This window comes from Rhizobium sp. BK098 (genome assembly GCF_014193155.1).
GTDB lineage: Bacteria > Pseudomonadota > Alphaproteobacteria > Rhizobiales > Rhizobiaceae > Rhizobium.
The window spans coordinates 394969-406622 of sequence record NZ_JACHYY010000005.1 but is presented as its reverse complement, the minus strand read 5'-3'; the positions used below and the strand labels follow the sequence as shown (position 1 = coordinate 406622).

Sequence of the window (11654 nt, the reverse complement as noted above, 5' to 3'; positions counted from 1 at the left end):
TTGCGCAAGGGTTTTTCTCCGCAACAATCCTCCCCTTTATCTTTGCCACAATTTGTTCCACCTTTATCCCCATAAGCGCGCCAGGTTACCGCCGACCGAGCTGGCAGACCGCCTGGGCTGGATTCCAAATCCGGGAGACGCGCACTGATGACGGAGACGAACACCATGTTGACAATCGCGCTCGTTGACGACGACCGCAATATCCTGACTTCCGTTTCGATTGCCTTGGAAGCAGAGGGATATAAGGTAGAGACCTACACGGACGGAGCCTCGGCGCTGGACGGCCTGCTTGCCCGGCCGCCACAACTGGCGATCTTCGATATCAAGATGCCCCGCATGGATGGCATGGAACTTCTGCGCCGCCTGCGCCAGAAATCCGATATACCAGTGATTTTCCTGACCTCGAAGGACGAGGAAATCGACGAACTCTTCGGCTTGAAGATGGGCGCCGACGACTTCATCACCAAGCCGTTCTCCCAGCGTCTGCTGGTAGAACGCGTCAAGGCCGTTCTCCGCCGTGCCTCCGCTCGCGAAGCCGCAAATGCTGCCGGCGGCGCAGCGGCCGCCAAGCCGGGTGCTGCGCAGCAGGCCCGGTCGCTGGAACGCGGACAGCTCGTCATGGACCAGGAACGCCATACCTGCACCTGGAAGGGCGAGCCGGTCACGCTCACCGTCACCGAATTCCTCATCCTGCATTCGCTTGCCCAACGCCCCGGCGTAGTCAAGAGCCGCGACGCGCTGATGGATGCGGCCTACGACGAGCAGGTCTATGTCGACGACCGCACGATCGACAGCCACATCAAGCGGCTGCGCAAGAAATTCAAGATGGTCGACCTCGATTTTGATATGATCGAGACGCTGTATGGCGTCGGCTACCGCTTCCGTGAAGCTGCATAAGAGTTAACTGGACCATGCGGCGGACGATGGAATAAGAGCATGCGGACGGGGTCGCGAATCCCGTTCTTCGAAAGGGCCGTAGGCTTGGCACAGCTGGTGCAGGACAGGGATATAGACGACTCGGAAAGCCCGAGCGGCGCTCGAATCGCGCGCCGGCGCTGGACTCATCCCTTCGTGCTGATCCGCCGTATCTTCGGCAATGCTGTCTTTTCGAGCCTGACGCGGCGCATCCTGTTCTTCAATCTGGCCGCCCTCGTCGTTCTGGTCGGCGGCATTCTCTATCTCAACCAGTTCCGCGAAGGCCTGATTGATGCCCGCGTCGAGAGCCTCTTGACGCAGGGCGAGATCATCGCCGGTGCCGTCTCGGCGTCGGCATCGGTCGATACCAACTCCATCACCATCGATCCGCAGAAGCTGCTGGAGCTGCAGGCCGGCCAGAGCATCACGCCCGTTCCGAACGATGAGGATCTCGAATTCCCGATCGATCCGGAAAAGGTGGCGCCGGTGCTGACGCGGCTGATCTCGCCGACACGCACCCGCGCCCGCATCTTCGATGCCGATGCCAACTTGCTGCTCGACAGCCGCCATCTTTATTCGCGCGGTCAAGTGCTGCGCTACGACCTGCCCCCCGTCGACGACGAGAAGCAGAGCTGGTCCGACTGGTTCAGCGGGTTGCTCAACAAGATGCTGCAGCCGGGCAACCTGCCTGTCTATAAGGAAGCGCCCGGCGGCGACGGTTCGATCTATCCGGAAGTCATGAATGCGCTGACCGGCGTGCGCGGCGCTGTGGTTCGCACCACGGAGAAGGGCGAGCTGATCGTTTCGGTCGCCGTGCCGATCCAGCGCTTCCGCGCCGTGCTCGGCGTCTTGCTGCTCTCGACCCAGGCCGGCGACATCGACAAGATCGTTCATGCCGAGCGTCTCGCGATCATGCGCGTGTTCGGCGTCGCGACGCTGGTCAACGTCGTGCTCTCGCTGCTTTTATCCTCCACCATCGCCAATCCGCTGCGCCGGCTTTCGGCTGCGGCCATCCGCGTGCGCCGCGGTGGGGCGAAGGAACGCGAGGAAATCCCTGACTTTTCCGCCCGCCAGGACGAGATCGGCAACCTGTCGATCGCATTGCGCGACATGACATCGGCACTCTATGATCGCATCGATGCCATCGAGAGTTTTGCAGCCGACGTCAGCCACGAACTGAAAAACCCGTTGACGTCGCTGCGCAGCGCTGTCGAAACGCTGCCGCTCGCCAAGAGCGATGATTCGAAGAAGCGGCTGATGGACGTGATCCAGCACGACGTTCGCCGCCTCGACCGCCTGATCAGCGATATCTCCGATGCATCGCGCCTTGACGCCGAACTTGCGCGCCCGGATGCGAAGTCGCTCGATCTGGAAGTACTGCTGCGCGACATGATCGATATTTCCAGACAAGTCGGACACAGCAAGAAGGCCGTCGAAATCGAATATGTCGTCGACCGCAAGCCGGGCAACAAGACGAATTTCTCCGTCGAGGGTCACGACCTGCGCATCGGTCAGATCGTCACCAATCTCATCGAAAACGCGCGATCCTTCGTCCCGGCGGAAACCGGCAAGATCACCGTGCGGCTGACGCGGACGCGGACGCGTTGCGTCATCTATATCGAAGATAACGGTCCCGGCATTCAGGCCGAAAATATCGACCGCATCTTCGAACGCTTCTATACCGACCGGCCTGAATCCGAAGGTTTCGGGCAGAATTCCGGCCTCGGCCTTTCGATCAGCCGGCAGATCGCCGAAGCGCATGGCGGCTCGCTACGCGCCGAGAATATCGTCGACAGCGATGGCTCGACGCTGCTCGGGGCACGGTTCATCCTGTCGCTTCCCGCCCAGACGCAGGCGTGAGCGCTCGCATGACCGGCGAAGCGACCAATATCCACGCCACGGCGATCGTCATCGGCAGGACCGGGCTCCTGTTTCTCGGTCCTTCGGGCAGCGGCAAATCCGCCCTCGCCTTTTCGTGCCTTGCCGCTGCCAAACCGCTCGGACTGACGGCAAGCCTTGTTGCCGACGACCGGGTGCTGATCAGCGAGCAAAGTGGCTCAGTGATTGCGAAATGCCCGCCCTCCATCGAAGGGCTCATGGAAATCCGCTATACCGGCATCGTCCGGATGCCTTACATTTCCGAAGGCGAAATGCACTTCGCCGTCCGCCCGGTCGATCCGGCCACGGCGGAAAGGATGCCGCCGGAAGACGAGCAGGCCGATATAACCCGCTCCATCCGGTTGCCCGTGATCCGCCTGGCCGCAACCTCCGCGAATCCGCTGGCCGTAATAATAGCGAAAATCGGCGCGAGTTTCGGCTAATCGGCCATTTAGGCCCGAACAGGCATGCAAATCCTATATTTTAAGCTTGCACTTCGCCTTTTCATCGCCAAGATGTCCCCCCACCGGTGGACGACATTGCTGCATTGCGATATTGGCCACCTGTTTGCGTATGCCATGGGAGCAGTAATATCATGATTGGACTTGTGCTTGTCACTCATGGCAAGCTGGCTGAAGAGTTTCGGCATGCCGTCGAGCATGTCGTTGGTCCGCAGAAGTTCATTGAGACGGTATGCATCGGTCCCGAAGACGACATGGACAAGCGGCGGCAGGACATTCTGCAAGCCGTTGCCGGCGCCGATGACGGGCACGGCGTCATCATCCTCACCGACATGTTCGGCGGCACTCCTTCCAATCTCGCAATCTCCGTCATGAATAGCGGCCATACCGAGGTCATCGCCGGCGTCAATTTGCCGATGCTGATCAAGCTCGCGGGCGTACGCGGCGACAACAACATGGAAAGAGCTCTGGTGGAGGCCTCAGAGGCCGGGCGCAAATATATCAACGTGGCCAGCCGTGTGCTCAGTGGCAAATAACGAGGCAAACACCGCTCCCATGACCGAGCTTTCCCGGGAACTCCTGATCATCAACAAGCGGGGCCTGCATGCCCGTGCCTCCGCGAAATTCGTCCAGACTGTCGAAGCCTACGACGCCGTGATCACCGTTTCAAAAGACGGCACCACGGTCGGCGGAACTTCGATCATGGGCCTGATGATGCTGGCAGCCAGCCCGGGCTGCAGCGTGCTTGTCGCAGCAAGCGGCAATCAGGCAGCCGAAGCGCTCGAGGCACTCGACCAACTGGTCGCCAACAAGTTCGGCGAGGAAATGTAGGCTTTTCCGCCTGCTATCGCGGATATAAAGACATAAAGACTTCTTTATATCATTATTGATTTCCACCCTGAAGCCTGCTACACGGCATCATCCACACGCTGTCAGCGTGCAATTCTTGTTGCATTCGGCCGAGGCGTCTGCCCGCGGCGCGACTGCATCGTTCAGGCTGGAGACCTTCATGAGCACTGAAAAGGACTACATCGTCGCGGATATCGGCCTTGCCGACTTCGGCCGCAAGGAAATCACGATCGCCGAAACCGAGATGCCGGGGCTGATGGCCTGCCGCGCCGAATTCGGCGAAGCGCAGCCGCTCAAGGGCGCCCGCATCACCGGCTCCCTGCACATGACGATCCAGACGGCCGTTCTCATCGAGACGCTGGTGGCACTCGGCGCTCAGGTGCGCTGGGCATCCTGCAACATCTTCTCGACGCAGGACCATGCCGCCGCCGCAATCGCCGCATCCGGCGTTCCGGTCTTTGCCGTCAAGGGCGAGAGCCTCGAAGATTATTGGATCTATACCGACAAGATCTTCCAGTGGGCCGATGGCGGTCTTTCCAACATGATCCTCGACGATGGCGGCGATGCCACCATGTACATCCTGCTCGGCGCCCGCGCCGAAGCCGGTGAGGACGTGCTCTCCAACCCGCATTCGGAAGAAGAAGAAATCCTCTTCGCGCAGATCAAGAAGCGCCTTCAGGCAACGCCTGGCTGGTTCACCAAGCAGCGCGATGCCATCAAGGGTGTGACCGAAGAAACCACGACGGGCGTCAACCGCCTCTACCAGCTCAGCCAAAAGGGCCTTCTGCCCTTCCCGGCCATCAACGTCAACGACAGCGTCACCAAGTCGAAGTTCGACAACAAGTACGGCTGCAAGGAATCGCTGGTCGACGGTATCCGCCGTGCCACCGACGTCATGATGGCCGGCAAGGTCGCCGTCGTCTGCGGCTATGGCGATGTCGGCAAGGGTTCTGCCGCTTCGCTCTCCGGGGCCGGTGCTCGCGTCAAGGTCACGGAAGTCGACCCGATCTGCGCACTGCAGGCTGCCATGGACGGCTATGAAGTCGTTCAGCTCGAGGACGTCGTTTCCTCGGCCGACATCTTCATCACCACGACCGGCAACAAGGACGTCATCCGCATCGACCACATGCGTGCGATGAAGGACATGGCGATCGTCGGCAACATCGGCCACTTCGATAACGAAATCCAGGTTGCCGCCCTGCGGAACCAGAAATGGACGAACATCAAGCCGCAGGTCGACATGGTCGAATTCTCCAAGGGCAACCGCATCATCCTGCTCTCGGAAGGCCGTCTCCTGAATCTTGGCAACGCCACCGGTCACCCGTCCTTCGTGATGTCGGCTTCCTTCACCAACCAGACGCTGGCGCAGATCGAGCTCTTCACCAAGCCCGGCCAGTACAAGAACGAAGTCTACGTCCTGCCGAAGCACCTCGACGAGAAGGTTGCCCGCCTGCATCTTGCCAAGCTCGGCGTGAAGCTGACGGAGCTTTCGGAAGAGCAGGCATCGTATATCGGCGTCACGCCGAAGGGCCCGTTCAAGTCCGACCACTACAGATACTGATTATTAAAACAGTATCCACAACATCTTGTGGCCCTGGCATTGACAAATGCCGGGGCTTATTTTTTAGCCAGCTCCCTTCCCCCAGATTCTCCTAGGCAGTATTGTTTTTACACTTGATTCGTGACGAACCGGGCGTGCCCGGAGCCATGAAAATGGGATGTCTTGTCAGGATGCGGCACAGTAGAGCCGGATGATTTTAGGTCTGCTCGACCTAAAATCTGAATCCGCTCCACAATCAGATGAGTAGAGCATGATGTCATCCGAAAACCGCTTACACTTTTCGGCATCATGCTCTGAAGGACGGAGACAGACCTCTTATGTTTGAAGGGGAAGACAACCTGCATCAGCCAGCGTTACGCCGAGCGGCGACGCTGTTGCTGCAGGGCGGTGCACATCGGCTCCCGGCGGGGGCGAAGCAGGTCAAGGGCCGGCTCGCTCGCCTGAGCCGATTGTTGAAGCTCAGCGTTTTCGGCGGCCTGTTGACCGGTTTGACCGGACCCGTTCTTGCGCAGGGCAATGACGCTGCTCAGACGAGCATGCGCCTCTTCACCTCGTCGGAAATGGCCGTCTTCTCCGTTATCATCGGCGTGATTTCCGCCGCACTTCTCTCGACCATGTGGATGGTTCGGCAGCGCGGCAATATGGAAAGCGAAAGCCGCGAGATTCGCACGGCCCTTTCAGATGCCAATCAGCGTATTTCCCAGTATCAGGCTTTGATTGCCGACAAGAACCGCCGGATCGTCATCTGGGATGGCCAGAATGCCCGGCCGGAACTGCTCGGCCAGCTGCCGGTCGAGACGGGCGCGCCGCAGGACAATGAATTCCTCGCCTTCGGGCGCTGGCTGAAATCATGGTCGGCTGGTGAGCTCGACAAGGCAATCGACAAGCTGCGCGGCAGCGGTCAGAGCTTCGATATGGTGGTCGAAACCAATCGCGACGAAATCCTGGAAGCGCAGGGCCGCATTTCCGGCGGGCGAGCTTTCGTCCGCTTCATCGCTCTCAACAATCTGCGTGCCGAACTCGCCGAGCTGAAGATCGAGCGCGATCGGCTGATGACCTCGATCTCCGCATTTCAGAATCTGCTCGATGCCATCGACCTGCCGGTCTGGCAGCGTGATGCGGAAGGCAAGCTCACCTGGGTCAATCAGGCTTATGGCGAGGCCGTGGAAGCGGTTTCGACCGATGAAGCGGTGCGCGAGGGGCGGGAATTCCTGACGACCGTGGCTCGCGAACGCATTCGCGCGGCCGCCACGCCGGAGTCGCCATTCCACGACAAGATTTCGACCGTCGTACACGGCAATCGAACCTTCTTCGACGTTATCGACGTCAAATCGCCAAACGGCTCGGCCGGCATTGCGATCGATGTTTCCGAAGCAGAAGCGGTTCGCGCCGAGCTGGCCCGTACGCTGAAGAGCCACGCCGAGACCCTCGACCATCTGGCGACACCGGTTGCTATTTTCGATGGCGACAGGCGGCTGCAATTCTACAATCAGGCTTTCGTCCAGCTGTGGGAACTCGATATTGCTTTCCTCGAGAAACGACCCGACAATGGCGAGCTCCTGGACAGGCTGCGCGGCGCCAAGAAGCTGCCGGAACAGCTGAACTGGAAGACCTGGAAGGACGACGTCCTTTCGGTCTATCGTGCGCTCGATACGCAAACGGATCTCTGGCATCTGCCAAACGGCCAGATTCTCAAGGTTTTCGCGACCGCGCATCCGCAGGGTGGCGCCACATGGGTCTTCGAGAACCTGACCGAGCAGGTCGATCTCGAGACACGCTACAACACGCTGGTCAAGGTCCAGGGCGAAACCATCGATCACCTCTCGGAAGGCGTCGCCGTTTTCGGCCCCGATGGTCGCATTCGGCTCTCGAACCCCGCCTTTCGCATTCTCTGGAACATTACCGAGGCACAGGCCAAGCCCGGCACGCATATCCAGGCTCTGGCGGAGGCATGCTCGCCTTCCTACGACCGGCCGGATGGCTGGAAACGGTTTGCCGAACAGATCACCAGTTTCGACGACGAGCGGCCCTCGTCGCAGGGCACATTGGAACTTTACTCCAATCTCGTGCTCGACTATGCCGTCATTCCGCTGCCGAATGCGCAGACCATGCTGACCTTCGTCAACAAGACCGACAGCGTTCGCGCCGAGCGCGCCCTAACCGAAAAGAATGAAGCGCTGCTCAAGGCCGACGAGCTAAAGAACGATTTCGTCCAGCACGTCTCCTACGAGCTGCGTTCGCCGCTGACCAACATCATCGGCTTCACCGACCTCCTGAAGACGCCGGGTATCGGCTCGCTGAACGATCGGCAAGCGGAATATATCGACCATATCTCGACCTCCTCTTCGGTGCTGCTGACACTGGTCAACGACATTCTCGACCTTGCGACGGTCGATGCCGGCATCATGCGCCTGAATTATTCCGAAATCGTGCTCAACGATCTGCTCGACGAAGTGTCGATGCAGATCGCAGATCGGCTTCAGGAAAGCGGCGTGATGCTTGAGATCACCGTGCCGGCGCATCTCGGCTCTATTGTCGCCGACCAGCAGCGACTGAAGCAGATCCTGCTGAAACTTCTGACCAATGCCGCCAATTTCGCGCCAGAGGGATCGACGATCTCACTGAAATGCGGCCGCGAAGGCACCGATTTCGTCTTCTCGGTCTCGGACAAAGGTCCAGGCATCCCGGAGGATTTGATCAACACGGTTTTCAACCGCTTCGCCTCCGGCGCCAAGGGTGGCAAGCGCAGCGGCGCCGGCCTCGGCCTTTCCATCGTCGAAAGCTTCGTCAGTCTGCATGAGGGCGAGGTTTCGATCGAAAGCCAAGCGGGTAAAGGAACGACGGTCACCTGCCGGATTCCTTCGGCCGAACTGCCCCACTCCGTCGCAGCAGAATGACAGCCTCAGAGAGCAGCATTTCCCTCTTCCTCGCAGATGACGCAGCCACGGCTCAGCTCGGCGAGGATCTGGCACTGGCCCTGAAGGTCGGCGATTGTCTGGCGCTGTCGGGCGATCTCGGCGCAGGGAAATCATCTCTTGCACGCGCGCTGTTGCGCGCAATGGCCGACGATCCGGAAATGGATGTGCCGAGCCCGACCTTTACTCTTGTGCAATCCTACGATCTGCGCATCCCGGTCTCGCATTTCGATCTCTATCGCCTTGGCGACCCCAGCGAATTGACGGAACTCGGCTTCGACGAAGCCTTGCAGACCGGCATCTGCCTTGTCGAGTGGCCCGAAATGGCGGAAGGCGAGCTGCCGAAGGAACGCATCGATCTCAAACTGACGCATGAGGGCGAAGGACGGCGCGCCGTCCTCACGGCACCGGACAAGCAGATGGCACGCATCGAGCGCGTGCTTGCTATCCGCGCCTTTCTCGATTCGCACGGCTATCGCAGCGCCGCCAGACGTTTCCTCACCGGCGATGCCTCGCTGCGGGCTTACGAGTCTCTTTTTCCTGCCGACGGCAGCGGCCGCGTGATCCTGATGGATTGGCCACGGCTGCCGGAAGGGCCCCCGGTGCTGGACGGCAAGCCCTATCCCAAGGTCGCGCATCTCGCCTGGGATACCTACCCCTTTGTGGCGATCGCCAATATTCTCAGCGAAAACGGCTTTGCCGCCCCCCAAATTTTCGCCGCCGACTACGATCTCGGCATTCTTCTGATCGAGGATCTCGGCACCGACGGCGTGCTCGATGCGGAGGGCAAGCCGATCGCCGAGCGTTATCGGGCTGGCGTCGCCTGCCTTGCGCATCTGCACAGCCTTTCCATTCCTCGCGACATCCCGGTCACGCCGGATCACATCCATCACATTCCGGATTTCGACCGGACTGCGATGAAGATGGAAGCGCGGCTGCTTCTCGACTGGCATCTGCCCTGGAAGCGCGGCACGCCGGCAAGCGACGAGGAACGGGCCGATTATCTGGCGATCTGGGACAGACTGATCGATCAGCTCGACGACGCGGAAAAGAACCTGCTGCTGCGGGACATGCATTCGCCGAACATCATCTGGCGCGCGCATGAACAGGGCATAAAGCGTGTCGGCATCATCGACTTCCAGGATGCGATGATCGGGCCGACCTCGTACGATGTCGCCTCGCTCGTGCAGGATGCGCGCGTGACGATCGAGCGCGATCTGCATGATCAGCTGATGGCTGACTATCTCGCACTTCGTCACGCCCAGGGGGGCTTCGACGAGGCGAAATTCCTGAAGAGCTGGGCGATCATGTCGGCACAGCGCAACTGCAAGCTTGCCGGCCTCTGGGTGCGGCTCTTACAACGCGACGGCAAGCCGGGATATTTGAAGCATATGCCGCGCACGCTCGCCTATCTCGCCATCGCCTTCGAGCACGAAGTCTTGGCACCTCTGCGCGAATGGTGCGAGAAGGCCGGGATCGGCCGGGTTTGAGTTATGGAGACTTTGCAATAGGCGAAATCGGGACATGCTTTTAGGGCGCCGGACGTTGTTTTCGATCGCTTGGCTCTCCGGCTTTATGTTCTTAGTAAAGCGCGGTTTTGGAGACGATTTGGCCACTCCTGACAACCCAGAACCCTTCGGCTACAAGACTGGTTGGTTGGCAATTAGCACCAGTGATACGACTGCGGTCATTGATCAACTTGGACTAACCCAGGTGCAGGCCGCGACATGGCGACGAGGGCTCGAAGAAACCCGTGCCTATCCGCCGAAGGGAGTTCCCGTTTTTGTGTGCCCGTCGATCAATGGCTGGACGCTCGTTGTCACCGGGCTAAACGTTGATGGTGATAGTGAGGCTTTGCGGAAAACTTTGTGCGATCTGTCGAATAGATTTGGTGATGCCCAGTATTTTGCCTCTTATCGAGTGGTCAACGCTCAAGTATGGCAACGCGCACGCCACGGCGCAATGGAGCGGGCGTTTAGCGTAGCCGATGGTACCGTTACTCTGAACTTTGGCGCGATAACGCGCGATGAAATGGATCTCGGCCTGCCGGATATTTCAGCGCTTACGCCAGAGTATCTCACCAAAGCGTCCAATCCTTTGTACGACGGTTGGATTTTTGGCTCAGAGGATAATCCATTACTGCTTGCCGAGAAGTGGAGTATCAATCCATTAAAAATTGGCACCGACTTCGCGACAACACCTTCGACAGGGTACTTAGCTCAGATGCGAGACAGATCGACGGCGAAGTGAAGCGGAAATAATCCGATGAACTAAGACCCCGCGACGGCTTTCCGGCCCTGTGCTATGGAAATCAGATAGCGAATCGAGAGTTCGAGACGAAATGACCATCAAGCAAGCCATGGTACTGGCCGCGGGGCTCGGAACCCGCATGCGGCCGATCACCGACACCATTCCGAAGCCACTGGTGAAGATCGGCGGCAAGCCGATGATCGATTATACGCTGGATGCGTTGGTGCAGGCAGGTGTAGAGCGGGCCGTCGTCAATGTCCATCATCATGCCGACCAGATGGAAGCGCATCTTCGCGGGTATCGCGGCCTTGAAATCCTGATTTCCGACGAGCGGGACGCGCTGATGAACAATGGCGGTGGCATCGTCAAAGGCTTGAAGTTGCTGAGCCGCGATCCGATTTTCGTCATGAATGCCGACCTGTTCTGGATCGGCGAGAAGCCCGGCCATCCGAGCAATCTCGATCATTTAGCCGGATTCTACGACGAACAGCGTATGGATATGGCCATGCTCTGTGTCGAGCTGGAACGGACCACGGGCCACAACGGCAAGAATGACTTCAGCATGGCTGACGATGGTCGGCTGACGCGCTATCGCGACAACCCATATAACGGTGTCGTCTATGCCGGTGCCTTCGCCATGAAGCCATCCTTCCTAGACGATGCGCCTGACGATGCCTTCAACATCAATATCTACTTCGACAAGGCCATCGAGCGCGGCCGGCTCTATGGCACGATGCTCGACGGCCACTGGCTGACTGTCGGCACGCCGGAGGCGGTCGGGGAAGCGGAGGAAACGATCCGGAATTTCCGGGCGTTTGCGTGAGC

The 11654-nt window shown here is 59.5% G+C and carries 10 protein-coding genes; all 10 read left to right on the top strand.

Annotation, left to right across the window (positions count from 1 at the left end; all coding sequences use genetic code 11):
• Positions 1-165 precede the first annotated feature (165 nt).
• The 10 genes from FHT73_RS16305 (at position 166) to FHT73_RS16260 (ending at position 11652) form a co-directional block, all read left to right on the top strand.
• Positions 166-897, top strand: coding sequence for a response regulator transcription factor (locus tag FHT73_RS16305; protein ID WP_197923095.1), 732 nt, complete (start codon positions 166-168; stop codon positions 895-897).
• 84 nt (positions 898-981) lie between these two features.
• Positions 982-2775 carry a sensor histidine kinase gene (locus FHT73_RS16300; protein ID WP_015338204.1) on the top strand — a complete coding sequence of 598 codons (1794 nt, stop codon included), beginning with the start codon at positions 982-984 and terminating at the stop codon, positions 2773-2775.
• Between the two features lie 8 nt (positions 2776-2783).
• A complete protein-coding gene (locus FHT73_RS16295) occupies positions 2784-3236 on the top strand; it encodes an HPr kinase/phosphorylase (RefSeq protein ID WP_183712962.1) in 453 nt (150 codons plus the stop codon).
• Positions 3237-3388: 152 nt separating this feature from the next.
• The gene (locus tag FHT73_RS16290; RefSeq protein ID WP_015338202.1) at positions 3389-3790 is read left to right on the top strand and encodes a PTS sugar transporter subunit IIA; all 402 of its coding nucleotides are present in this window, start codon (positions 3389-3391) and stop codon (positions 3788-3790) included.
• 19 nt (positions 3791-3809) lie between these two features.
• A complete protein-coding gene (locus FHT73_RS16285) occupies positions 3810-4085 on the top strand; it encodes an HPr family phosphocarrier protein (protein WP_015338201.1) in 276 nt (91 codons plus the stop codon).
• Between the two features lie 178 nt (positions 4086-4263).
• Positions 4264-5664, top strand: a complete 1401-nt coding sequence (gene ahcY / locus FHT73_RS16280; protein ID WP_112338580.1) for an adenosylhomocysteinase — start codon at positions 4264-4266, stop codon at positions 5662-5664.
• Positions 5665-5981: 317 nt separating this feature from the next.
• A complete protein-coding gene (locus FHT73_RS16275) occupies positions 5982-8561 on the top strand; it encodes a PAS domain-containing sensor histidine kinase (protein WP_112606994.1) in 2580 nt (859 codons plus the stop codon).
• The gene (gene tsaE, locus FHT73_RS16270; RefSeq protein ID WP_183712959.1) at positions 8558-10069 is read left to right on the top strand and encodes a tRNA (adenosine(37)-N6)-threonylcarbamoyltransferase complex ATPase subunit type 1 TsaE; all 1512 of its coding nucleotides are present in this window, start codon (positions 8558-8560) and stop codon (positions 10067-10069) included. Before FHT73_RS16275 ends, tsaE begins: the two co-directional genes overlap by 4 nt.
• 34 nt (positions 10070-10103) lie before the next feature.
• Positions 10104-10829 carry a hypothetical protein gene (locus tag FHT73_RS16265; protein WP_183712956.1) on the top strand — a complete coding sequence of 242 codons (726 nt, stop codon included), beginning with the start codon at positions 10104-10106 and terminating at the stop codon, positions 10827-10829.
• Positions 10830-10920: 91 nt separating this feature from the next.
• Entirely contained in the window at positions 10921-11652 is a 732-nt protein-coding gene (locus FHT73_RS16260; protein ID WP_183712954.1) for a nucleotidyltransferase family protein, read from the top strand.
• The last annotated feature ends 2 nt before the right edge of the window (positions 11653-11654 follow it).